Origin of the sequence: Streptomyces sp. NBC_00096 (genome assembly GCF_045041305.1) — a bacterium.
GTDB lineage: Bacteria > Actinomycetota > Actinomycetes > Streptomycetales > Streptomycetaceae > Streptomyces.
The window spans coordinates 3,228,577-3,251,158 of record NZ_CP108221.1 but is presented as its reverse complement, the minus strand read 5'-3'; the positions used below and the strand labels follow the sequence as shown (position 1 = coordinate 3,251,158).

General features: G+C 70.8%; 21 protein-coding genes. 6 read left to right on the top strand and 15 right to left on the bottom strand.

Annotation, left to right across the window (positions count from 1 at the left end; genetic code table 11):
- Positions 1-1,851 carry an HSP90 family protein gene (locus tag OG904_RS14175; protein WP_405490846.1) on the bottom strand — a complete coding sequence of 617 codons (1,851 nt, stop codon included), beginning with the start codon at positions 1,849-1,851 and terminating at the stop codon, positions 1-3.
- 141 nt (positions 1,852-1,992) lie between these two features.
- Entirely contained in the window at positions 1,993-2,532 is a 540-nt protein-coding gene (locus OG904_RS14170; RefSeq protein WP_405490844.1) for an RNA 2'-phosphotransferase, read from the bottom strand.
- Positions 2,533-2,667: 135 nt separating this feature from the next.
- On the opposite strand from OG904_RS14170, the gene OG904_RS14165 reads away from it, so the two are divergent.
- On the top strand, positions 2,668-3,426 hold the full coding sequence (locus OG904_RS14165; RefSeq protein ID WP_405490842.1) for an aquaporin: 759 nt from the start codon (positions 2,668-2,670) through the stop codon (positions 3,424-3,426).
- Positions 3,427-3,530: 104 nt separating this feature from the next.
- Here the strand turns inward: OG904_RS14165 and OG904_RS14160 are convergent, their stop codons facing one another.
- Genes OG904_RS14160 through OG904_RS14145 form a run of 4 tightly spaced genes read right to left on the bottom strand, consistent with a single transcriptional unit; the run spans position 3,531 to position 8,008 of the window.
- A complete protein-coding gene (locus tag OG904_RS14160; protein WP_405490840.1) occupies positions 3,531-4,445 on the bottom strand; it encodes a MerR family transcriptional regulator in 915 nt (304 codons plus the stop codon).
- 10 nt (positions 4,446-4,455) lie between these two features.
- Positions 4,456-5,364 carry a metal-dependent hydrolase gene (locus tag OG904_RS14155; RefSeq protein ID WP_405490838.1) on the bottom strand — a complete coding sequence of 303 codons (909 nt, stop codon included), beginning with the start codon at positions 5,362-5,364 and terminating at the stop codon, positions 4,456-4,458.
- Complete coding sequence (locus tag OG904_RS14150) at positions 5,361-7,133, bottom strand: SDR family oxidoreductase (RefSeq protein WP_405498005.1); 1,773 nt, start codon at positions 7,131-7,133, stop codon at positions 5,361-5,363. Before OG904_RS14150 ends, OG904_RS14155 begins: the two co-directional genes overlap by 4 nt.
- A gap of 5 nt (positions 7,134-7,138) precedes the next feature.
- Entirely contained in the window at positions 7,139-8,008 is an 870-nt protein-coding gene (locus tag OG904_RS14145; protein WP_405490836.1) for a M24 family metallopeptidase, read from the bottom strand.
- 227 nt (positions 8,009-8,235) lie between these two features.
- Here OG904_RS14145 and OG904_RS14140 point away from each other — a divergent pair, with 227 nt between their 5' ends.
- The 5 genes from OG904_RS14140 (at position 8,236) to OG904_RS14120 (ending at position 12,577) form a co-directional block, all read left to right on the top strand.
- Positions 8,236-9,243, top strand: coding sequence for an ABC transporter ATP-binding protein (locus tag OG904_RS14140; RefSeq protein ID WP_405490834.1), 1,008 nt, complete (start codon positions 8,236-8,238; stop codon positions 9,241-9,243).
- A complete protein-coding gene (locus tag OG904_RS14135) occupies positions 9,233-10,120 on the top strand; it encodes an ABC transporter permease subunit (protein WP_405490832.1) in 888 nt (295 codons plus the stop codon). The genes OG904_RS14140 and OG904_RS14135 overlap by 11 nt, the downstream gene beginning before the upstream one ends.
- Positions 10,117-11,028 (top strand): ABC transporter ATP-binding protein, encoded by a 912-nt coding sequence (locus tag OG904_RS14130; RefSeq protein ID WP_405490830.1) that lies wholly within the window; start codon positions 10,117-10,119, stop codon positions 11,026-11,028. Before OG904_RS14135 ends, OG904_RS14130 begins: the two co-directional genes overlap by 4 nt.
- Before the next feature lie 14 nt (positions 11,029-11,042).
- Positions 11,043-11,762 (top strand): ABC transporter permease, encoded by a 720-nt coding sequence (locus tag OG904_RS14125; RefSeq protein WP_405490828.1) that lies wholly within the window; start codon positions 11,043-11,045, stop codon positions 11,760-11,762.
- Positions 11,763-11,875: 113 nt separating this feature from the next.
- Positions 11,876-12,577, top strand: coding sequence for a rhomboid-like protein (locus OG904_RS14120; protein WP_405490826.1), 702 nt, complete (start codon positions 11,876-11,878; stop codon positions 12,575-12,577).
- A 95-nt stretch (positions 12,578-12,672) separates the two neighbouring features.
- On the opposite strand, the gene OG904_RS14115 is transcribed toward OG904_RS14120, so the two are convergent.
- The 9 genes from OG904_RS14115 to OG904_RS14075 form a co-directional block, all read right to left on the bottom strand.
- Positions 12,673-13,485 (bottom strand): HAD family hydrolase, encoded by an 813-nt coding sequence (locus OG904_RS14115; protein ID WP_405490824.1) that lies wholly within the window; start codon positions 13,483-13,485, stop codon positions 12,673-12,675.
- Positions 13,482-14,759, bottom strand: a complete 1,278-nt coding sequence (gene serS, locus OG904_RS14110) for a serine--tRNA ligase (RefSeq protein WP_405490821.1) — start codon at positions 14,757-14,759, stop codon at positions 13,482-13,484. Before serS ends, OG904_RS14115 begins: the two co-directional genes overlap by 4 nt.
- Before the next feature lie 527 nt (positions 14,760-15,286).
- Positions 15,287-16,222, bottom strand: a complete 936-nt coding sequence (pheA, locus tag OG904_RS14105) for a prephenate dehydratase (protein ID WP_405490819.1) — start codon at positions 16,220-16,222, stop codon at positions 15,287-15,289.
- Positions 16,223-16,264: 42 nt separating this feature from the next.
- Entirely contained in the window at positions 16,265-17,563 is a 1,299-nt protein-coding gene (gene efeB / locus OG904_RS14100) for an iron uptake transporter deferrochelatase/peroxidase subunit (protein ID WP_405490817.1), read from the bottom strand.
- A 5-nt stretch (positions 17,564-17,568) separates the two neighbouring features.
- Positions 17,569-19,614, bottom strand: coding sequence for a copper resistance CopC/CopD family protein (locus OG904_RS14095; RefSeq protein ID WP_405490815.1), 2,046 nt, complete (start codon positions 19,612-19,614; stop codon positions 17,569-17,571).
- Between the two features lie 22 nt (positions 19,615-19,636).
- Entirely contained in the window at positions 19,637-20,128 is a 492-nt protein-coding gene (locus OG904_RS14090; protein WP_405490813.1) for a copper chaperone PCu(A)C, read from the bottom strand.
- On the bottom strand, positions 20,125-20,778 hold the full coding sequence (locus OG904_RS14085; protein ID WP_405490811.1) for an SCO family protein: 654 nt from the start codon (positions 20,776-20,778) through the stop codon (positions 20,125-20,127). The genes OG904_RS14090 and OG904_RS14085 overlap by 4 nt, the downstream gene beginning before the upstream one ends.
- Before the next feature lie 89 nt (positions 20,779-20,867).
- Positions 20,868-21,593, bottom strand: a complete 726-nt coding sequence (locus tag OG904_RS14080; protein WP_405490809.1) for a YcnI family protein — start codon at positions 21,591-21,593, stop codon at positions 20,868-20,870.
- 110 nt (positions 21,594-21,703) lie between these two features.
- On the bottom strand, positions 21,704-22,519 hold the full coding sequence (locus OG904_RS14075) for a hypothetical protein (RefSeq protein WP_405490807.1): 816 nt from the start codon (positions 22,517-22,519) through the stop codon (positions 21,704-21,706).
- Between the last annotated feature and the right edge of the window lie 63 nt (positions 22,520-22,582).

The following is a 22,582-nucleotide window of genomic DNA, read 5'->3' as shown; positions in this document are numbered from 1 at the left end:
TCACTTCTGGTCCTCCTGGGTGGCGGTGCTGTCACCGGGATGCGTTGCCCATTCCAGGAGCCCGAGGAAGGCCCGGTTGAGCAGGGTGGTGTCGGCCGCGCGCAGCGGCCGCTGGGACATCAGCAGGGCCTGGCCGTAGAGCGATTCCACGGCGGTGGCGGTCAGCGCCTCGTCGGGGAGGGCGCCGATCCGGCGGATCAGCGGGTTGTTGTGGTTGAGGACCAGGCGGGCGCGCGGAGCCGAACCGCGCAGCGAGCCGAGGATTCCGCTCCACAGGGAGTCGGCGCTGTCGAGGGCCGCGGTGCGGTCGCGTTCCTGACGGGCCTGGCGGTCGTCGAGGTAGAGCGCGGGGACGGCGACCGGCTGGAAGGCGCGCAGGACGACGTCGCAGCTCTGGGGTTCCAGCCGGGTTCGGGCCGTGGCCAGGAACGGGGCCAGGGCCAGTTCGGCGGAGGTGGGTACCGGGTCCAGGCGCTCGGTGACGGCTCCCGCGTCGAGCTCGGTGACCTTGATCTCCGGCCGTACGGAGGGCAGCAGGGCCAGCAGGTCCGCGTCGTAGGTGTAGCCGGCGTTGATGATTCCGAGGCCGTGGGCCGCCGCGATCGGCGCGATCTGGCGGAACTCCTCCACGGTGCGGGTGAAGTGGATCTCGGTGTGCGCGGACGCGAACTCCTCCAGGCTCATCGAACCATCGCTGGTCTCGAACGGCAGCCAGGGCAGCATCAGGCCGAGCAGCTCGGCGTCGTGCCGGGCCAGTGATTTCACCCCGAGGTGGTGGACGCTCAGGAAGGCGGCCAGGCGATCGGGTTCGCTCGCGGCGAGCTCGGCGAGCCAGGCGCGGACGCGGGCGCCGAGGGCCTCGCGCACGGCGGCCAGGGTCTCGTCGTCGTACAGGTTCTCGCGGGAGGCGGTGGGCCGCAGGGTGTCGGTGTCGAGCACGGCGCGGACGAAGAACGCCCAGTCGGGCAGCAGGTTGTCGGCCTTGTCGGTCAGCAGCATGCCCTTGAGGTGGACGCGGTGTCCGGACCGGTGGGCGGGGCTGGTCGGCTGGGGCAGGACGTACGCGACTCCGCGCACTCCGGCGACGGGCAGGTCGAGGTCGATGGTGTCGAGCGGGGTGAAACCGAAGAGCTGCGCGCAGTGCCCGGCGAGAGCGACTCGGCGGGCCGAGGGGGTGGGGAAGGCCCGGTCCCATACGGCGGGCCGGTCGGTGACCGGGCGGGGTCCGGAGCCGGAGCCGTCGTCGAAGGTGATGTCGTAGGGGAGCAGGGAGCCGTAGTCGCGGGCCAGCTGTTCGACCCTGGCCGGGACGATCCACTCCTCGGCGCCGGGTCGGGCCTCCAGGACGACGGTCGTACCGGGCTCCGGGCGGGCGTCGGCGGGCAGTTCGCGGACGGTGTACGAGCCGTCGTCCGTGGCCAGCCATTCGACGGGTGCGGCCAGGGGGTCGCGGGCGGATCGGGTGACCACGCGGATCTGGCGGGCCACGACGAAGCAGGCGAGCAGGCCGATGCCGAACTGGCCCAGGAACTCCTGGCGGGTGGTCTCCAGGCCGTGCGCGCCGCCGCGCTTGGAGCTGCGGCCGATGGTGGCGAGGAGGGAGTGGGCCTCGGCGGCGGTCAGGCCGATGCCGCTGTCCTCGATGGTGACGCGGTTCCCGGCGGCCGACAGGCGGATGCGGATCTCGGCGTCGGGGTCCAGGGCGTGGCGGGCGGTGACCGCGTCGACCGCGTTCTGGAGCAGCTCGCGGACGTATACGCGCGGGCTGGAGTAGAGGTGGTGGGAGAGCAGGTCGACCAGTCCGCGCAGATCGACCTGGAAGGTGTTCGGATGGGGCTCTACGGACGTCATGGGGTGTCACCTCGTGTGCTGGTACGGGTTGTTCGGCGACCGCGAGGTACCCCCCTCACAGATCCCGGAGTGAGGAACAGAGTAGGAGGATGATCTGACAATCCTCCCGTGAATTCCGTGCCTGTCGTTCCGTTTGTGTTCTCACTGGAACCGCAGGAATTGCGGGGGCACGGAGTCCGCGAGCCAGACCCCGTTGGCGCTGATCCGGAAGACGTGTCCGGCGGCGCGCATCGCCGCCGCGTCCACGCTGAGGACGACCGGCCGGCCGCGCCGTGCGCCGACGCGGGTCGCGGTCTCCCGGTCGGGGGACAGGTGTACGTGGTGGCGGGCCATCGGGCGCAGTCCCTCGGCGCGGATGGAGTCCAGGGCCGCGGCGACGGTGCCGTGGTAGAGGTACGCGGGCGGTTCGGCCTCCGGCAGGTCCAGGTCCACGGGGACGGTGTGGCCCTGGCTGGCGCGGATCCGGCTGCCGTCGACGGCGAACCGCTGCTTGTCGTTGGCGGCGACCACGTGGTCGAGCTCGGCCCGGCTGATGGGGAAGCCGTGGCCGGCCGCCGCGTTCAGAAGATCGTCGATCTCCACCCAGCCCTGCGGGTCGAGCACCAGTCCGATGCGTTCCGGCTGATGGCGGAGGTGTTTCGAGACGTATTTGGACACCTTGACGGTGCGTCTGTCATCCATTCGCCCAGCGTGCAGGGTCGGCGGGGTCCGGCGCAGCGATTTTTCGCCGTTCCTCCGAACCTGGACTCCCTCTATCGCGTTTCCAAGATACGGAATACATTTTCCGCTGAACTGCCACTCAAGGGGAAGAAAAGTATGACAAATAGTGCGTCTCTGTCGCGGCGCGCGGCCGCCGAACTCATAGGCACCGCCGCCCTCCTCGTGGTCGTCATCGGATCCGGAATCCAGGCCGCCGCGCTCACCGCGGACACGGCCGTTGCCCTCGTCGCCAACTCGCTCGCCTCCGCCATCGGCCTCGGGCTGATCATCACGCTCTTCGGGCCGCTCTCGGGCGCCCACCTCAACCCGGTGGTCACCCTCACCTCCTGGTGGGGCCGGCGAACCGGCGGCGAGGGACTCGACGGGCGCGAGGCCCTGATCTACGCCGCGGCCCAGACCGCCGGGGCGATCGGCGGCGCCGTCCTCGCGGAGACGATGTTCGGCCGAGTCCCGGGCACCTTCTCCACCCAGATCCGCGACGGCGGACACCTGCTCATCGGCGAGGTCGTGGCCACCGCCGGACTGGTCCTCGTGATCCAGGGCCTCGGCCGCATCGGCCGTCCCAAGCTGATCCCGGCCGCGGTCGCCGCTTACATCGCCGCCGCGATCTGGTTCACCTCCTCCGGCTCCTTCGCGAACCCGGCCGGCACCATCGGCCGCAGCTTCAGCGATTCCTTCACCGGCATCGCCCCGCAGTCGCTGCCGGGGTTCGTCGCCGCCCAGCTGGTCGGCGGGATCCTCGGCCTGGTCCTCGCCGCCCTGCTCTACGGAAACACCCGCGCGGCCGCTGCCGGCGCCGTCGGCCCGGTGGCCGAAAGCAGCACCGCCGAACCGGTCTACCAGACCGTCAGCTGACCCGTGGGCACGGTTCCCCACAGGGAGGCCGGAGTTGTCCACAGCCCTTTGCGCCGGTTTCGGCGGCAAAAGCGTGATCCGGCCTGTGGACTACTGATCGAGCACTACCGGCCGCCGCGACTCGCCAGATCGTTCATCGTCCGGGCCTGGAGCTCCCGCTCCGTGGCGGCCCGGACGAACTCCGCCACATGGTCGGCGCCCACCAACTCCTGCACGGCCCGCACCGTTTCGGCGGGCAGCGCCACCGGGGCCGGGCCGGACGGCTGCGGAGTTCCGACGGCCCCCAGATGCCGCTGCAGGTGCCGGGTCGCGAAGAGCCGCATCGCCCGTGCCAGCTCGGCGTCCACCGTCTGCTGCGCCAGCGGCCGCAGCCTTCGTACCATCGTCGCCGCCTCGGCCGCATCGGAGTCGGTCGGGGGAACGGCCCCCAGGTAGCGGGCGAAGACGTGCTCCGTGGTGAACTCCAGGAAACGCGAAGCGATGTACTCCACCTGGCCGCGCAACTCCCGCAGATGACCGGTGATCGCGGGCAGCGGAACGCCGGCGGCATACAGCTCGGCGGCCACCGCCAGCTCCTGCGGGGACGGGACGAGGAACTGGTCCGGTCGGCCCGGGATCCGCTCCAGCACACCCAGCTCGCAGGCCTCGCCGACCGCGTCGTCGTCCGGCTTGCCGCCGAACCGGTCGTTCAGCTCGTCCCGGCTGATCCGGGCCGCTTCCTCGTCCGTCCACGGCCCGTGCACCTCGGCGACCAGCCCCAGGACACCGCCGAGCCCGCGGCCCGCGTCCCAGGCCTCCAGCAGTTCCTTGATGGAGGCCAGGGTGTAGCCGCGGTCCAGCAGGTCGGCGATCTGGCGCAGCCGCGCCAGATGCGTGTCCCGGTAGACATTGGAACGGCCCCGCCGCTCCGGCTTCGGCAGCAGACCGCGGTCCTGGTACGCCCGGATCGTGCGGACCGTCGCACCGCTGTGGTGCGCCAGATCCTCGATCCGGTACTCGGCTACTGCCTGATCGGACAATCCCGGCTCCCTACGACATGGCGGCTCGGCCGACCGCGCCCGCCGCTGACCGGGCGGCAGGCGAAGCCGCAAGGTACTCGACCGCCCTGCGCAGCGAGCCCTCCTGCGAGGGATGGTACGACCGACGCAGGTAGCGGGGTATGGCCGTGCCGAGCTCTCTCCAAGTGGGCAGCAGACCCTTGGCCACGGCCCGGTTGTGCTCGCGCAGCGAATAGCGCAGCCGCCCGCGCAGTTCCGGGTCGTTGCGCAGGAGGTACGAGGCCCCCAGGATCCACAGCCAGCCCAGTACCGGAGCCACCACGACCATGCCCGCTACGCGGCGCGCGTAGCGGGGCAGGCCCGCGCCCCCGCAGTGCTGGTACATGTCGAAGGCGACCGAGCGGTGCTCCACCTCCTCCGCTCCGTGCCAGCGCAGCAGATCGAGCATGACCTCGTCCGCACCGGCCCGGTCCAGCCCCTCGGCGCAGAGCACCCAGTCTCCGAGGACCGCGGTGAACTGCTCGATCGCGGCGACCAGCGACAGCCGGAAGCGCAGCCACTCCTGGGCCGTCACCGGAGCCCCGAACGGCGGGCTCTCCCCCAGCAGCTTCTCGAACAGGAAGTCCACGTGCTTCGTGTACGCCTCGGTGGGAAGCCGCTGTTCGGCGAGGTGGTCCAGGACGTAGGAGTGCTGCACGCTGTGCGTGGCCTCCTGGCCCATGAACCCCTTCACCTGGCTCCGCAGCCCGGGGTCGGTGACCAGCGGCAGGCCCTCCTTGAGGACCTTCACGAACCACCGCTCACCGGCGGGCAGCAGCAGGTGCAGCACATTGATGACGTGGGTGGCGGTGGGCTCGTCCGGTATCCAGTGCAGCGGGGTGGTCTTCCAGGTGAAGGCCACCCGACGCGGGGCGATCGCGTACGGGGCCGCCCCGCTCACAGTTTGGGGTCCAGTTTCGCGAACCGCCGCAGGGTGCCCGGCGCGAACCGGGACATCCACAGGGCGCCCTTGGACTCGGGGGTCACCGGGACCACGGCCTGGTTCCTCACGACCGCGAGCAGGATCGCGTCGGCGACCTTCTCCGGCGGGAAGTTGCGCAGCCCGTAGAGCCGGGAGGACTTCTGCTGGCGCCGCTTCTCCTCGGCCTCGCCCACCCCGGCGAACCGGGAGGTGGCCGTGATGTTGGTGTTGACGATGCCCGGGCAGATCGCCGAGACCCCGATCGACTTCGACGCCAGCTCGGCCCGCAGGCACTCGCTGAGCATCAGCACCGCGGCCTTGGACGTGCTGTACGCCGGCAGCGTCTTGGACGGCAGATAGGCGGCGGCGGAGGCCGTGTTGACGATGTGCCCGCCCTGCCCGCGCTCGGCCATCTGCTTGCCGAAGAGCCGGCAGCCGTGGATGACGCCCCACAGATTGACGTCGAGGACCTTCTTCCAGTCCTCGGCGCTCGTCTCCATGAAGGGACCCGACAGACCGATGCCGGCGTTGTTGACCAGGACGTCCACGATCCCGTATTCGGCGGCGACCTTCGCGGCGAGCTTCTCCATCGCCTGCTCGTCGCTGACGTCGACGCACTCGCCCCAGGCCTGCGGCGAGCCGACCAGGCGGGCCATGTCGGCGGTGCGCGCAGCGCCGTCGGCATCCCGGTCCACGCACACCACCCGGGCTCCGGCCTCGGCGAACGCGAAGGCAGTGGCCCTGCCGATGCCGCTGGCGGCTCCGGTGACCAGGACCAGCTGACCGCCGAAGCGGTCGGCGTACTTGCCCGGCGCCTTCTGCTCGGGCGCCCGCGTGGCGGGCTCCTCCCGGGCCGTGACGAATTCGGTGATCCACGAGGCCAGCTGGTCGGGCCGGGTCCGGGGCACCCAGTGCTTGGTCGGCAGGGTGCGCCGGACCAGGTCGGGAGCCCACAGCTCCAGCTCGTCGTAGAGCCGCTCGGAGAGGAAGGCGTCCCCGGTGGGGGTGATCAGCTGGACCGGTACGTGGGCGTACGCGTCGGCGCGCGGACGGCGCAGCCGGGGCCGGACGTTGTCCCGGTAGAGCCAGGCTCCGTGCGCGGCGTCGGAAGGCAGCGAGGCCGTGGGGTAGTCCCCGGCCGGGACCTTCTCCACCCGCTGGAGGATCTTCGGCCACTGCTTGCCGAGCGGACCGCGCCAGGCGAGCTCCGGCAGCACGGGCGTGTGGAGCATGTACACGTACCAGGACTTGGCGCCCTGGTTCAGCAGCTGGGCGGCCCGGCGCGGGGTGGGCCGCGCCATCCTCTTCTTGATCCAGTGCCCGAAGTGGTCGAGGGAGGGCCCCGACATCGAGGTGAAGGAGGCGATCCGGCCCTCGGTACGTGCGACCGTCGCGAACTCCCAGCCCTGCACGGATCCCCAGTCGTGGCCGACCAGGTGGACCGGGCGGTCCGGGCTGACCGCGTCCGCGACCGCGAGGAAGTCGTCGGTCAGCTTCTCCAGGGTGAAGCCGCCGCGCAGCGGCTGCGGGGCCGTGGAGCGCCCGTGGCCCCGGACGTCGTAGAGCACCACGTGGAAGTGGGAGGCCAGCCGCTCGGCGACCTGCGACCAGACCTCCTTGCTGTCCGGGTACCCGTGCACCAGGATCACGGTCGGCCGGTCCGTGTCACCGAGCTCGACGACGCACAGCTCGACCCCGCCGGTGCTCACCCAGCGCTCGCGCCCGCTCGCCGCACCCGCGCCCGTCATTGTGCTCATGCCGCCTTCTCCTCAGCCCAGCGCCGCACGTGCGGCAGATCGTCGTCCAGCCAGTACGCGCTCTCCTCGGGGTCCCGGGAGTCGGTGACGACCAGGATCTCCTCGAACTTCGCGCCGGTGCCCCGGAAACCCAGGTGCGGCTCCACCGCCCACAGGCCGGGCTGCGGCGGATGGTCGGAGAAGCGGTAGGGGCTCCACAGCGGGGACCAGCCTTCGCGGTGGCCGCGCAGGGCGTCCGAGGCAAGCCCCTTCAGGGCCTGGGTGCCGAACCCGAACGCGGTCGGCGACCAGCTCCGCCCCTTGACCCGGTCTATCTTGTGGGCGATGACGCCGAAGGGGTAGGCGCGGTGCCGGTTCGTGTACCCCTGGCTGATCATCAGCCGTTCCACTGCCTCGTAGATGTCGCGCAGGGAGCGGCGCTCTCGCACCTGCTCCAGGATCAGCACGCGGTGCGCCTGCAGATCGGACATGAGCCGGTCCTGCACCGGATTGAGGCCGAGACTGCCCGAATACCCGATGTCGGCGGTGTGGCCCTTGTAGACCGGGGCCATGTCGAGGATGAACGGCATGCCCGGCTCCAGGGCCCGGTTCGTCGGGAAGAACTGCAGGGGGATCTTGAAGTTCGTGAAGGCGGTGCGGTCGCCGAACCACGCGAACGGCATGTGGAACCAGTCCCGCACCCCGCGCTCGCGCAGCCAGTCGCGCTGCATGCGGGCCGCCTCGCGCTCGGTCACGCCGGGGCGTAGCTGCGCCGCGACGGCCTCCGCGCACTCGTAGGAGAGGCGCTGCACTTCCCTGAACCCGCGCAGTTCGGCGGAGAGCCCGGTCGTGTGCCGCTTGGTGCGTTGCTTGGTGTCCCCAGCCATGCCAGCCGTCCGTCCATATAGCCGTACGCGCCCGTAACTTGACACTGATGAATGTGACAATGACCGGAGATCACGTCAAGGCCCGTGCACGGACCTGTGGACAAACTTGTCCGGGACGCATCAGCCAGGAGTCAGCCTCACGTCAGGGGCCGTAGTCCTGAAGGCGGAGAAAGGATCAAGCTCCAGGTCTGACGATCCGGGCGCGGCACGCCACTAACGTCGTCCACGTGACAGTCATCGCGACCGAAAGCCTGAGCAAGCGGTACCCCCGAGTGACCGCCCTCGACCGGCTCTCCCTGGACATCGGCCCCGGAGTGACCGGGCTCGTGGGCGCCAACGGAGCCGGCAAGTCCACGCTGATCAAGATTCTGCTGGGACTCTCCCCCGCCACCGAGGGCACCGCCGCGGTGCTCGGACTCGACGTCGCCACCCACGGCAGCGCGATCCGCGAACGCGTCGGCTACATGCCCGAACACGACTGCCTGCCCCCCGACGTCTCGGCCACCGAGTTCGTCGTGCACATGGCGCGCATGTCCGGGCTCCCGCCGACCGCGGCGCGCGAGCGCACCGCGGACACCCTGCGCCACGTGGGGCTGTACGAGGAGCGCTACCGCCCCATCGGCGGCTACTCCACCGGCATGAAGCAGCGCGTCAAGCTCGCCCAGGCGCTGGTCCACGACCCCCAGCTGGTCCTCCTCGACGAGCCCACCAACGGTCTCGACCCGGTCGGCCGCGACGAGATGCTGGGCCTGATCCGCCGCGTCTACACCGACTTCGGCATCTCGGTCCTGGTCACCTCCCACCTGCTCGGAGAGTTGGAGCGGACCTGCGACCACGTCGTGGTCGTCGACGGCGGCAAGCTGCTGCGCTCCAGCTCCACCAGCGACTTCACGCAGACCACGACGACCCTCGCGGTCGAGGTCACCGACTCCGACGCCCACCCGGACGGCACCGCCGCCCTGCGCAAGGCGCTCACCGAGGCGGGCGTCACGCTGCACGCGGGAGAGGAGCAGGGCCTGCCCGGCGCCGGCCACATCCTCCTGGTCGAGGCCACCGGCGAGGCCACGTACGACACCGTCCGCGACACCGTGGCCGACCTCGGCATCGGCCTGGTCCGCATGGAGCAGCGACGCCACCACATCGCGGAGGTCTTCCGCGACAGCGACAACGCGGCCGCCGCGGCCGCAGCCCAGTACGCCACCCAGCAGAAGGGAGCCGGTTCCGATGGCGCCTGACACCTCGACCCAGATCCACAACATCGGCTACCGGTCCTACGACGGCTCCCGGCTCGGCCGCGCCTACGCCCGCAAGTCGCTGTTCTCGCAGTCCCTGCGCGGCGCCTACGGACTGGGCCGCTCGGCCAAGTCCAAGGTGCTCCCGATGCTGCTCTTCGCGGTGATGTGCGTGCCCGCGCTGATCCTCGTAGCGGTCGCGATCGCCGTGCCCGGCTCCACCGAACTGCCGATCAAGTACACGACGTACGCCCTGACCACGCAGGTGATCATCGGCCTCTACCTCGCCTCGCAGGCGCCCCAGTCGGTCTCCCGCGACCTGCGCTTCAAGACGGTGCCGCTGTACTTCTCGCGGCCGATCGAGCGCGTCGACTACGTGGTCGCCAAGTTCGCGGCGATGGCCTCGGCGCTGTTCATCCTCACCGCCAGCCCGCTGGTGATCATGTACATCGGCTCGTTGCTGGCGAAGTTCGACTTCGGCGACCAGACCAAGGGATTCGGGCAGGCACTCGTGTCGGTACTCCTGCTGTCGCTCCTCTTCTCCGGCCTCGGCCTGGTCATGGCCGCGCTCACCCCGCGCCGAGGCTTCGGCGTCGCCGCCATCATCGCCGTGCTCCTGATCCCCTTCGGCGCGGTCACGGCCGTCCAGGGCATCGCCAACAGCACCGGCTCGCCCGACGTCGTCCAGTGGCTGGGGCTGTTCTCCCCGATCACGCTCATCGACGGGCTCCAGGCCTCGTTCCTCGGCGCCACCTCCGCCTTCCCCGGCCAGGAGCCCCCCTCCACCGCCGTCGGCGTCCTCTACCTGCTCGTCATCCTCGGCCTCATCGCCGGCTCCTACGCCGCCCTGATGGCCCGCTACCGGAAGGCCGGGCTGTGACCATCATCGACATCGACCACACTTCCCGCTGGTTCGGGAACGTCGTCGCCGTCAACGACGTGACCATGCGCATCGGTCCCGGAGTCACCGGCCTGCTGGGCCCCAACGGCGCGGGCAAGTCCACCCTCATCAACATGATGGGCGGCTTCCTCGCCCCATCCACGGGCACCGTCACCCTCGACGGCACGGCGATCTGGCGCAACGAGCAGGTCTACAAGCAGATCGGCGTCGTGCCCGAGCGCGAGGCCATGTACGACTTCCTCACCGGACGCGAGTTCGTCGTGGCCAACGCCGAACTGCACGGGCTCGACGATGCGGCCGCCCAGCGCGCCCTGGCCACGGTCGAGATGGAGTACGCGCAGGACCGCAAGATCTCCACGTACTCCAAGGGCATGCGCCAGCGCGTGAAGATGGCCTCCGCCCTGGTCCACGACCCGTCGGTGCTCCTGCTCGACGAGCCGTTCAACGGCATGGACCCGCGCCAGCGCATGCAGCTCATGGACCTGCTGCGGCGTATGGGCGACGACGGCCGCACCGTGCTGTTCTCCTCGCACATCCTGGAGGAGGTCGAACAGCTCGCCTCCCACATCGAGGTGGTCGTCGCCGGCCGGCACGCCGCCTCCGGCGACTTCCGCAAGATCCGCCGCCTGATGACGGACCGCCCGCACCGCTACCTCGTCCGCTCCTCCGACGACCGGGTCCTCGCAGCGGCCCTGATCGCCGACCCGTCCACCGCCGGGATCGAGGTCGACCTGAAGGAAGGCGCCCTGCGCATCCAGGCCGTCGACTTCGGGCGCTTCACCGAGCTGCTGCCGCGGGTCGCCCGCGAGCACGGCATCCGGCTGCTGACGGTCTCGCCCTCCGACGAGTCCCTCGAGTCGGTCTTCTCCTACCTCGTCACGGCCTGAAGGAGCTGGCACCCATGTACAACCCCACCGTCGCCCGGCTCACCTACCGGGCCCTGCTCGGCCGGCGCCGCGCGCTGATCCTCTTCGCGCTGCCCGCCCTGCTGATCGTCATCTCCATCGTCGTCCGCGCCTTCACCGGCATGGACGACCGGGTCGCCGCCGATCTCCTCGGCGGCTTCGCCCTGGCCACGATGGTCCCCCTGATCGGCGTCATCGCCGGCACCGGCGCCATCGGCCCGGAGATCGACGACGGCTCGATCGTCTACCTGCTCTCCAAGCCGGTGAAGCGCCCGACGATCATCATGACGAAGCTGATCGTCGCGATCGCCGTCACCATGGTCTTCTCCGCGATCCCCACCCTGATCGCCGGCTACATCCTCAACGGCAACGGCCAGCAGATCGCCGTCGCCTACACCGTCGCCGCCCTCATCGCCTCGATCGCCTACAGCGCGCTGTTCCTGCTGCTGGGCACCGTCAGCCGCCACGCGGTCGTCTTCGGCCTGGTCTACGCGCTGATCTGGGAGTCGCTGTTCGGCAGCCTCGTCGACGGGGCCAAGACCCTCAGCGTCCAGCAGTGGGCGCTGGCCCTCGCGCAGAAGGTCGCCGGCGAGGGGTACGTGGACGCCACCGTCGGGCTGCCCACCGCGGTGGTCCTGCTCGTCGCCGTCACCGTGGGCGCCACCTTCTACGCCGGGCAGAAGCTCCGCCGCCTCACCCTGGCGGGCGAGGAGTAGAACCCACGGCAGACTCCGCGCCACGGCGTCCCTCTGGGATGTTTCACGTGAAACAGTGCCCCGCCCGGCCCACCGGCCAGGCGGGGCACAGCTTCGCGCGGGATCATCGGGGCATGATCGAGCACCACGAGCCCGAGCCGTCCAGGCCAGTACGGTCCTGGATACGGTCCGCGCCCGGCACTCACATCTGGCTGCTGATCATCGCCGTCACCAGCATCGTGGTCGTGATCGTGCCCGACCACCTCGAACACGTCCTGCTCCACCGCAACAGCAGCAATATCCACGAGCTCGCGCGGCACCCCATGCGCGCACTGCTCAGCAGCGCCTTCTGGATCGAGGATCCGGCCTCGCTCCCCCTGTACGCGGTGCTCTTCGAGGTCTTCCACGCCAACGTCGAACGCTGGCTCGGCACCCTGCGCTGGCTGGTGATCGTGGCGACCGGCCACATCACGGCCACCCTGGTGAGCCAGAGGGTGGTCCTGATGGCCATCCAGGACAACCGAGCCCCGCGCAGCATGGTCCACGTCGTGGACATCGGCGTGAGCTACGGTCTGGCGGCCGCCGTCGGGGTGCTCACCTACCGCCTCCCCGGCCTCTGGCGCTTCCTCTACCTCGCCGGTTCCCTGGCCTTCTTCGGGCTCCCGCTCATCACCGACGGCACTTTCACCGACCTCGGCCACGTCATCGCGCTCGCCGTCGGTCTGCTCGCCTGGCCGCTGACCCGGCATCCCCACCCCAGGCTCCCGAAGCCGCCGAAGCCACGGCCGTCACACGGAAATTCACTGGTACGAGGCGTGCGGCGGGGGGCAGAGTGAGCCGTGCGGGGAACAACAAGAAGGTCCGGAACAGCCACTTCGAGCGCGCTTCGCGGCGCGGGCCGTTCCGGACCTTCCCTGTACGGTGCGTCCGGCTACGCGGCGCCCAGCAGACGCTCCAGGACCACGGCGATGCCGTCCTCCTCGTTGGAGGTGGTCACCTCGTCGGCCACCGACTTGAGCTCCGCGTGGGCGTTGGCCATGGCCACCCCGTGAGCGGCCCAGCCGAACATCGGGATGTCGTTGGGCATGTCGCCGAAGGCGATCGTCTCGGCCGCCTTCACTCCCAGCCGGCGTGCGGCCAGCGAGAGACCGGTGGCCTTGCTCAGCCCCAGCGGCAGGATCTCCACGATGCCCGGACCGGCCATGACGACGCCGACCAGACTGCCCACGGTCTGCTGGGCCGCCTGGACGAGGGCGTCCTCGTCCAGCTCGGGGTGCTGGATGTACAGCTTGTTCAGCGGAGCCGCCCACACCTCGGAGGTGTCCTCCAGGTAGAGCGCGGGAAGCCCCTCCTGGACCTGGTAGCCGGGGCCGAAGAGCACCTCGCCCTCGACTCCGTCCCGGCTGGCGGCCAGCGCCAGCGGGCCCACCTCGGCCTCGAGCTTCTCCAGCGCCAGCGCGGCCAGTTTCCGGTCCAGGGTCACCGAGGTCAGCAGCCGGTGCGCGCCCGCGTCGTAGACCTGTGCGCCCTGGCCGCAGACCGCGATGCCCTTGTAGCCGAGGTCGTCGAGGACGTGCCGGGTCCACGGCACGGCGCGGCCGGTGACGATGATGTGCGCGGCGCCCGCCGCGGTGGCCGCGACGAGCGCCTCACGGGTGCGTTCCGAGACGGTGTCGTCGCCGCGCAGCAGCGTCCCGTCGAGGTCGGTCGCGACGAGCTTGTACGGGAACGGGGCCGTGCTCACTTGGTGATCGGCTCCAGGATTTCGCGACCGCCCAGGTAGGGACGGAGCACCGGGGGGACCCGGACCGTACCGTCGGCCTGCTGGTGGTTCTCCAGGATCGCGACGATCGTGCGCGGCACGGCGCACAGCGTTCCGTTCAGGGTGGACAGGGGTGCGGTCTTCTTGCCGTCGCGGTAGCGGATCGACAGGCGGCGGGCCTGGAATCCGTCACAGTTCGAGGCGGAGGTCAGCTCGCGGTACTTGCCCTGGGTGGGGATCCACGCCTCGCAGTCGAACTTGCGGGAGGCGGAGGAGCCCAGGTCGCCGGTGGCGACGTCGATCACCTGGAACGGCAGTTCCAGGCTGGTCAGCCACTGCTTCTCCCAGTCCAGGAGCCGCTGGTGCTCGGCCTCGGCCTCCTCCGGTGCGACGTAGGAGAACATCTCGACCTTGTCGAACTGGTGGACGCGGAAGATGCCGCGGGTGTCCTTGCCGTACGTGCCGGCCTCGCGGCGGAAGCACGGGGAGAAGCCGGCGTAGCGCAGCGGCAGCTTGTCCGCGTCGATGATCTCGTCCATGTGGTACGCGGCGAGCGGGACCTCGGAGGTGCCGACCAGGTAGTAGTCGTCCTTCTCCAGGTGGTACACGTTCTCCGCGGCCTGGCCGAGGAAGCCGGTGCCCTCCATGGCGCGCGGGCGGACCAGCGCGGGGGTGAGCATCGGGATGAAGCCGGCCTCGGTGGCCTGTGCGATGGCCGCGTTGACGAGCGCGAGCTCGAGCAGGGCGCCGACACCGGTGAGGTAGTAGAAGCGCGAGCCGGACACCTTGGCGCCGCGCTCGACGTCGATGGCGCCCAGGGACTCGCCCAGCTCCAGGTGGTCCTTGGGCTCGAAGCCCTCGGCGCCGAAGTCGCGGATGGTGCCGTGCGTCTCGAGGACGACGAAGTCCTCCTCGCCGCCGACGGGCACATCGGTGTGGACGATGTTGCCGAGCCGCAGGAGCAGCTGCCTGGCGGCTTCGTCCGCCTCGTTCTGCTCGGCCTCGGCGGCCTTGACGTCCTGCTTGAGCTGATCGGCCTTCTTCAGCAGCTCCGCCCGCTCCTCCGGAGAGGCCTTGGGGATGAGCTTGCCGAGAGACTTCTGCTCGTTGCGGAGTTCGTCGAATCGCATGCCGGAGGACCTGCGGCGCTCGTCGGCGGAGAGCAGTGCGTCGACGAGCGCGACGTCCTCTCCACGGGCGCGCTGCGAGGCGCGGACACGGTCAGGGTCTTCACGGAGCAGCCGGAGGTCAATCACCCCTCCAGGCTACCGGGCCGGGCTTCCCGGGAGCGCACCGATATCACGCTGCGTGTCACTTTGTCCCAATTGCCGCGAATGGAAAACTGCCGGGGGGCGGCTGGAACCGACCCTTCCGCAAGGGTCGATAAAAGAGGTCCCATTCCCCGAAAAGGGGCACACCCCCAGCGAACGGGCGGCCTCTGAGCAGGGCTGGAGGGTCTTCCTTGTCCACAGGAATTCCCGGCGGCACCGGCTTATCCACAGGCTGTGCGCCGCATCTGTGGACACAGGAATAGATCAATCCCGACTATGGAGCGAGCGGGCTCAATCAGGGTTCAAACCACCCTCACACACTCATTCGGGTGGGAATGGCTCGCCCCAAAGGGTTGATCGGTGATGCGGGGGTGACGCCGTTCACCTCCCGCTCGCCAGCGCGAAACCTGCGCCACCCGACCGATTTATCGACCTTGTCGTGTTGCTGTGTCGACTTGTCCCCAGGTCTGCATCTGCGCCTGTGGATAACTCTGTGGACAGTGGACGGAGCGTTACGGACGCCCGTCGAGGCAGCGCGTCAGCCAGTCCGAGGCCGCCGTGAAGTCGCCGTCCGAGGTCCCGGGCCGTGCGGCCTGGACGTCACCCTGAGCGACACCGGCGCGCGGGTACGAGCCGAGGAACCGGACCTGGGGGCAGGTGCGCTTGAGGCCCATGAGCGCCTCGCCCACCCGGCGGTCGGAGATGTGCCCCTCGGCGTCCACGGCGAAGCAGTAGTTGCCGATCCCCTCGCCCGTCGGCCGGGACTGGATCAGCATCAGGTTCACCCCGCGGACGGCGAACTCCTGGAGCAGCTCCAGCAGCGCGCCGGGACGGTCGTCGCCGAGCCACAGCACGACCGAGGTCTTGTCGGCGCCGGTGGGTGCGGCCGGCCGGGCGGGCCGGCCCACGAGCACGAAGCGGGTCTCCGCGTTCTGCGCGTCGTGGATCTCGGTGACCAGCGGGACCAGCCCGTACGTGGCAGCCGCGAACTCCCCCGCGAACGCGGCGTCGAAGCGGCCCTCCTGGACCAGCCGGGCCCCGTCGGCGTTGGAGGCGGCCGACTCCCACAGCGCGTCGGGCAGGTTCGCCCGCAGCCAGTTGCGGACCTGCGGCTGCGCGACCGGGTGTCCGGTGACGGTCTTGACGTCCGACAGCGCGGTCCCCGGTCGCACCAGCAGCGCGAAGGCGATCGGGAGCAGTACCTCGCGGTAGATCATCAGCGGTACGCCGGACGCCAGCTCGTCGAGGGTCGAGGTGACCCCGCCCTCCACCGAGTTCTCGATCGGGACCAGGGCGGCCGCGGCCTCGCCGTTGCGCACGGCATCCAGGGCGGCCGGGACCGAGACCATCGGGACGAGCTCCCGGGTGGCGGCTTCGGGCAGTGTGCGGAGGGCGGCTTCGGTGAACGTGCCCTCGGGACCGAGATAGGTGAAGCGGGTGGCCGACATGCGATCAGCCTAATGCCGGGGCCCTGGGGCCACCTGAGCTGTTCATCCCTCGAGCAGCCGCTGCCCCACGTACTCCCCGGCCTGCGCCCCGGGGGGTACCGCGTACAGGCCGCTGGACTCGTGCCGGATGAACTCCGACAGGGCGTCGCCACGGTCGAGCTTGCGCTGGACGGGGACGAAACCGCGCGCCGGATCGGCCTGCCAGCAGATGAAGAGGAGCCCCGCGTCGGGGGTTCCGTCAGCCGCGATCCCGTCGTGGAAGGAGAAGGGGCGCCGGAGCATGGCGGCCCCGCCGTTCTGCGCGGGCGCGGAGATCCGGGCGTGGGCGTTGGCGGGGATGACCGGCTTGCCGTCCGCGCCGATCTTGTCGAGGGCCATGGCGGTGGTCTCGTCGCCACCGGTCAGCGGGGCGCCCGTGGCCTTCGTACGGCCGATGACCTGCTCCTGCTGGGCCAGTGACTGCTGGTCCCAGTGGTCGAGCAGCATGCGGATGCGGCGGACGACGGCGTACGAGCCCCCGGCCATCCAGGCGTGCTCCGGGGGCACCGTGCCCGGGACGAAGATCCGCTTGTCGAAGTCGGCCTCGGCGGGCTTGGGATTGTTGGTGCCGTCGACCTGACCCATGAGGTTGCGGGCGGTGACGGCCCCGGCGGTGGCACCGGGAGACCTGTTGAAGCCGTTCATCTGCCAGCGGAGCTTCGCCGCCTCCCCGGCGTCCTTCTGCAGGGCGCGCAACGCGTGGAAGGCGACCAGCGCGTCGTCGGCGCCGATCTGGACCCAGAGATCGCCGTTGCTGCGCTGGGGGTCCAGCCGGTCGGAGGAGAAGTCCGGCAGCGGGTCGAGGGCGGCGGGACGGCGGGTGGTGAGCCCGGTGCGCTCGAAGAAGGAGTGGCCGAAGCCGAAGGTGACGGTGAGGGACGACGGCCCGGCGTCGAGGGCGATCCCGCTGTCGGCGACCGGCGCGGTCTCGCCGGCCGTCAGCCGCCGGGCCGTATCGGACCAGCGGCGCATCAGGGCGGCGGCCTCGGTACGGCCCGCGCCGGGTGCCAGGTCGAAGGCGAGGACGTGGCCCTTGGCCTGGAGGGGCGTGGTGATCCCGCCCTGGTGGTCCCCGTGGAAGGCGACCCGCGTGGCGCCGAGGGCGGCCGGGGCACCGGCGGAACCGGCCGCCCCGGAACCGGACACCGCGGAGTGCACCAGGGCGCCGCCCGTGGCGCCGAGGGCGAGCCCGGTGGCGCCCGCGGCGCCGACGGTGCCGAGGAGCCGGCGCCGGGAGATCTCGATGCCGGGGTGGCCCGTGGTGCCCCCGGCGGTGTCGGTGGTCTCGTGGTTCTGGGTCACGCTGGTCAGCCGATCTTCACGTTCTTCTGGACGGTCGTCTGGTCGATGTCGGAGGTGCGGACGGTCACGTCGATCCGCCAGTCGCCGGGCAGCGGGAGCTGGACGCCCGACGCGCTCCAGTGGCCGCGGGCGGCTTGCTCGGGGACGACCGGCAGCGGGCCGATCTCCTTGGCCTCCAGGGTGAACGAGACCTTGATCTCGGGGAGCTCGAGGGGATTCCCCTCGGGACTCTCGGCCCACACGTGGAGCGAGTTCGCGCCGACGCGGCCCGGGTCCAGCTGGAGCCGGATCAAGCCCTTGCCGTTCTGGCCGCCGGTGTCGAAGGGCAGCGTGATCTTGACCGCGCGATCGGGAACGGCGGCGGCGTTGGAGCCGCGACCGGTCTCCAGCTCCGCGGCGCGTCCGGGCTCGGTGCTGGTGAGGACGGTGGTGACGGCCAGCAGGACCACGGCGACACCCGCCTCGGCGAGTACGGACCGGCGCAGGCCCGCGCGGTCCGGGTCCGCGTCGCGCGCCTGCTTCTCCCGCGCGTTGCGCCGGGCGGCACTCTGGCGGGCGAGCTGCGCCGCGCGCCGGGGGTCGGCGGCCTCGGCTCCGCTCCCGGCGACGGCCGTGGTGGTGGCACTGGCGGCGGACACGTCCGATGTTTCACGTGAAACATCGGAGTCCTCCTCGCCTTCGGCGGCCTTCGCGTCCGGACCCGCTCCGAGGCGGGAGGTCCACTTCCGGGAGACGTAGGCGATGGCGACGACGATCCCGACGAGGCCGATCTTGACGAGCAACAGCCGCCCGTAGTCGGTCCCGGTCAGGGCGGACCAGCTGCCGACCTGACGCCAGGACTGGTAGGTGCCGGTGGCCGCCAGTACCAGAACGCTGGTGAAGGCGACGGTGGAGAAGCGCCGGATGGCCCCGCGCTCGATCCCGGGGACCTTGTGGAGCGCGACGAGCAGTGCGGTGAGTCCGCCGAGCCAGGTGGCGACGGCCAGCAGGTGCAGGATGTCGGCGGGCATGGCGATGGCCGGCTGGATGCCGGTGGAGGCGTGCTCCGACAGCGCCCAGGTGGCGGCGATGCCGGCGGCCACGACGGTCCCGCCGATGCCGAGCCCGAAGACGAGGTCGCTCTCCTCCTTGGCGTCCGCAGAGTCAGAGGCGTCAGAGGCGTCAGAGGAGCCCGAGGTATCAGACGAGCCCGAAGCGGCCGAGGCCTCCGAGGCCTCCGCGCTCCGGTGGCGCCGGGCGTAGGACCCGAACAGGACGGTGATGAACAGCGCGGCCGCGCCGAGCAGGAGCAGCCGCGAGACGAGCGAGGCGCCGGACTTGGTCTCCAGGACGCTCTTCAGCCCGGCGAGGTCGAAGGCGTCGGCGAAGTTCCCGGACCCGGTGTACGGGTTGCGGAGCATCAGCATCGCGAGGGTGGCCACGGTGAGCGCGACCCAGGCCCGTACGACCAGCCTCTGCATCGACCGCTCGGCCGCGCCCCGGCGCCAGCACAGCAGGATGAACGCCGCGGCGCCGACGAGCACCGCGAACCCGGCGTAGGCCACGTAGCGCGCGATGCCGTAGGCGATGGCGACGGGCCCGTCGCCCGCGGCCCGCGAGGGCAGCGTGACGGCGGTCTCCGAGGGAGATCCGACGGAGAAGGTGAAGGCGCCGGAAACCGGGTGGCTGTCGGCGGATATGGCCTGCCAGGCGACCGTGTACGTGCCGTCGGGCAGCCCCGGACGCAGGGCGGTGCCGTAGCGGATGGTGTTCCCGCTGCAGAGGTTGCGCAGTTCACCGGTGTCGACGCGGGTGCCCCGGGGGTCCAGGACGCGGATGGAGTCGCCGTTCATGGCGACCCCCTCCGAGAAGGAGAGCGAGACCTGGGCGGGTGCCGTGGCGACCACCTCCCCGTCCGCGGGGTCACTCGCGGTGAGCGCGGCGTGCGCCGCGGCCGGGGTGGCCGTGGCGAAGAAGGCCGCCAGCAGGGCCGCGAGGACCAGCGAGAGCCGCGGCAGAAGTGCCGTGGCGCGGACGCGGGCCGTGGATGGGGTCGGGGCGGTGGCCGTCATGGCGTGTCAGTCCCTCGGTCCGTCAGTGGGCGGTGGAGTTGTCGGCCTTGTACGTCCGCTCCTTGACGTCCAGCTCGACCTTGATCGGGGAGGACTTCTCGAAGCGCAGCTCGACGGTGACCTTCTCGCCGACCTTGGGGGTGTTCTTGAGCCCCATGAACATGACGTGGCTGCCACCGCGTTCCAGCTTGAGCTCGCCGTTCGCGGGCACGTCCATGGACCGCACCTGCTGCATCTTCTGATCCTTGGTCTCGTGGATCTGCAGATCGTCGGAGAGCGGGCTCGTGACACCGGTCAGCTTGTCGGCCGTCTTGGAGCCGTTCTTGATGACCATGAACGCACCGGCCATCTTGTCGTTGACGGGCTCCGGCATGTAGCCGCCGCTGACCGTCAGTTCCGGCTTGGCGTCGGCGGCGTCGGCGTCGGCGCCGGAGTCCGAGGAACACCCGGATATGGCGAGTGCGGCCGTCAGGGAGAGGGCGGCGGCGAGGGTGCGGGTGGTGCGGGCGTTCACGGGTTCTCCCCCTTGACGATCTTCGGCAGGTCCTTGGTGTAGTCATCGACGGTGGCGCCCTCGCCGTAGAGGAGGTATCCCTCGTCGGTCCTGGGCGAGAAAGCGATGACCTGGGCGCCGTGCATGGAGACGACGTTGCCGTCGGCGTCCTTCTTGGCGGCCTCGATACCGATGCCGAGCGTGCGCGCGGTGGCCTGGATGGTGGCGAAGTCCCCGGTCAGCCCGGTGAATGCCGGGTCCTGGGCCTTGAGCCACGCGCCGAGGGATTCGGGAGTGTCCCGTTCGGGGTCGGTGGTGACGAAGACGACCTGGAGCTTGTCCTGGTCGGCCTTGGGAAGTGCCTTCTTGGCGACGGCGATGTTGCTCATCGTCAGGGGGCACACGTCGGGGCAGTTGGTGTAGCCGAAGTAGATGAGCGTCGGCTTGCCCTTGGTCTGCTCGCGCAGGTTCCACGGCTTGCCGGTGGTGTCCGTGAGGACGACGTCCGGCTTGTCGAAGGGGCGGTCGAGCACGGTCGCGGCGCCGGCTTTCGCCTGGCCCTCGCTGATCTGGGTGACCTTGCCGGTGTTGGCCGGTTCACCGCCGCAGGCGGTGAGGGCGAGGGCGCCCGCCGTCACGAGGGCGGCGAGCGTCACACGTGTGGTGCGCATGGGAATGTCCCTGAGTTTCGGGGGTGGTACGGGTGGATCCGCGGCCCCGGCCGGCCACGGCGGCCGGCCGGACGCGCGGGATCGGCAGGTCAGGAAGTGCGACGGCGCGAGGCGACGCCGAAGGCCACGCCACCGAGTCCGATGACGATGCCGGCGATGCCCAGGGCACGCGCGGTCGTGTCGGAACCGCTCTTGGCGGCCTCGGCGTGGCCTTCGTGGCCGGCGGCGCCGTTCTTGTCGCCGTCCGTCGTCGTCGCGTCGTCGTCGTGGTGGTCGTCACCCGCGGCCGGAGCCGCGGTCAGCTTCAGGACGGGCGCCGGGTTCTGCGGTTCCGCGGCGCCTTCCTTGGTCTCTTCGATCCAGCGGACGACCTCGCCGTTGTCGTAGGTCTGGATCGCCTTGAAGACCATCTTGTCGGCGTTGTCGGGCAGCTTGCCGAGGGAGAGCGGGAACTGCTGGAACTTGCCGGGCTCGATCTTGCCGCCCGACCAGGTCACCTTGGTGACGGCCTCGTTGATCTGCTTGCCGTGCACGGTGAGCGGCTTGTCGAGCTTGGTCTTCTCCACGTTCACGGTCCAGCCGGGGATGTCCTGCGGCATGACGGAGGACAGCGGCTGGTCGACCGGGAAGTTGACCTCGAGCTGGGTGGTCGAGGCGGCGTCGCGCTCGTTGGGGACCTTGAAGTTGATGGTCGCGTAGCTGCCCTTGGCGGCTTCGCCGGGCTGCACGCCGACGTGGGCGAAGGCGGTGCCGGAGAGGAGGAGGACGGAACCGGCGGCGAGGGCGGCGGCGAGGGAGACGCGAGAGGTCTTCATGGCAGAAACTCCACGGAAGCTGTGGTGACGGTGGCTCCGCGCGCGGCGCGCACGGAGTTCGCGGCACCGGTGCTCCCGTCGTATGTCCCGGGGGAGGGAAAGGTGCCGCTTCAGGCTGCGAGGGCGAACGCCGTGGGCGGCCCGCGCCTGATCACCGTGTGCTGGAGCGCGTCCCGCCCCGTGGAGGCCGCGGAGCCCGCGCAGTTCCCGGCCGCACGCGGGGTACGGACCGGTGTACGCGGCAGACCCGCGCCGAGGGCCCGTACGTAGGCCAGCGCGGCACGCAGCGGGCGTACCGGGCCGGCTTCGGAGGAGAGCCTGGACAGTTCGAGGAGACGGAACAGCGCGGCGTCGCCGCGACCGAGCAGCCAGCCGGCGGTGAGCGCGGCCAGCAGGTGCCCGATGAGCATCGCGGGGCTGAGCAGGCCGACCAGCTCGCCGGCCGGCTCCACGAGGCCCTGCCCCATGTGGGCGTGGACCGGATGCCCCGGTGCCCCGGCCTGCGCGGCCACGGCGTCCGGGTCCAGTCCGGCGCTCTCCAGGATCCGCCGGGCATCCGCCGGACCGAGTGGAACGGAGTTGCCCCCGCACACCAGCTTGGCGGCCAGCGCCGCGAGCGAGGTGTCCGGGGAGGCGCCGCCGTGCGCCGGGGCGGCGTGCTGGCCGAGGCCGAACAGCGTGTGCAGGGCGAGCTGTCCGCCCGCCAGCGCGGCGGCGATGCCGGGGAGCGAACGGCGGCGTCCCGCGAGGGGGGCCGCGACCGCGAAGACGGCGAGGAATCCGGCGCAGAGGGACCACCAGGGCACCGTCGCGCAGGAGGCCAGCGCGTGCCCGACCGCGGACAGCACGACACAGACCGCGGTGAACACCGCGGCCCGGATCAGCCTGAGGCCGGATCCGGCCTGCATCGCGTGGGGGGCAGTCATGGCCCGGTCATCATCGCACTGGACCCGGACGCCCCATACGGCAGGTGCGACAGACGCTTTGCG

Bases quoted from the DNA above. Each gene is read 5' to 3' on its own strand.
- OG904_RS14175 (WP_405490846.1), bottom strand. From the start codon at position 1,851: ATGACGTCCGTAGAGCCCCATCCGAACACCTTCCAGGTCGATCTGCGC.
- OG904_RS14170 (WP_405490844.1), bottom strand. From the start codon at position 2,532: ATGGATGACAGACGCACCGTCAAGGTGTCCAAATACGTCTCGAAACAC.
- OG904_RS14165 (WP_405490842.1), top strand. From the start codon at position 2,668: ATGACAAATAGTGCGTCTCTGTCGCGGCGCGCGGCCGCCGAACTCATA.
- OG904_RS14150 (WP_405498005.1), bottom strand. From the start codon at position 7,133: ATGACGGGCGCGGGTGCGGCGAGCGGGCGCGAGCGCTGGGTGAGCACC.
- OG904_RS14145 (WP_405490836.1), bottom strand. From the start codon at position 8,008: ATGGCTGGGGACACCAAGCAACGCACCAAGCGGCACACGACCGGGCTC.
- OG904_RS14135 (WP_405490832.1), top strand. From the start codon at position 9,233: ATGGCGCCTGACACCTCGACCCAGATCCACAACATCGGCTACCGGTCC.
- OG904_RS14125 (WP_405490828.1), top strand. From the start codon at position 11,043: ATGTACAACCCCACCGTCGCCCGGCTCACCTACCGGGCCCTGCTCGGC.
- OG904_RS14120 (WP_405490826.1), top strand. From the start codon at position 11,876: ATGATCGAGCACCACGAGCCCGAGCCGTCCAGGCCAGTACGGTCCTGG.
- pheA (WP_405490819.1), bottom strand. From the start codon at position 16,222: ATGTCGGCCACCCGCTTCACCTATCTCGGTCCCGAGGGCACGTTCACC.
- OG904_RS14095 (WP_405490815.1), bottom strand. From the start codon at position 19,614: ATGACGGCCACCGCCCCGACCCCATCCACGGCCCGCGTCCGCGCCACG.
- OG904_RS14085 (WP_405490811.1), bottom strand. From the start codon at position 20,778: ATGCGCACCACACGTGTGACGCTCGCCGCCCTCGTGACGGCGGGCGCC.
- OG904_RS14080 (WP_405490809.1), bottom strand. From the start codon at position 21,593: ATGAAGACCTCTCGCGTCTCCCTCGCCGCCGCCCTCGCCGCCGGTTCC.
- OG904_RS14075 (WP_405490807.1), bottom strand. From the start codon at position 22,519: ATGACTGCCCCCCACGCGATGCAGGCCGGATCCGGCCTCAGGCTGATC.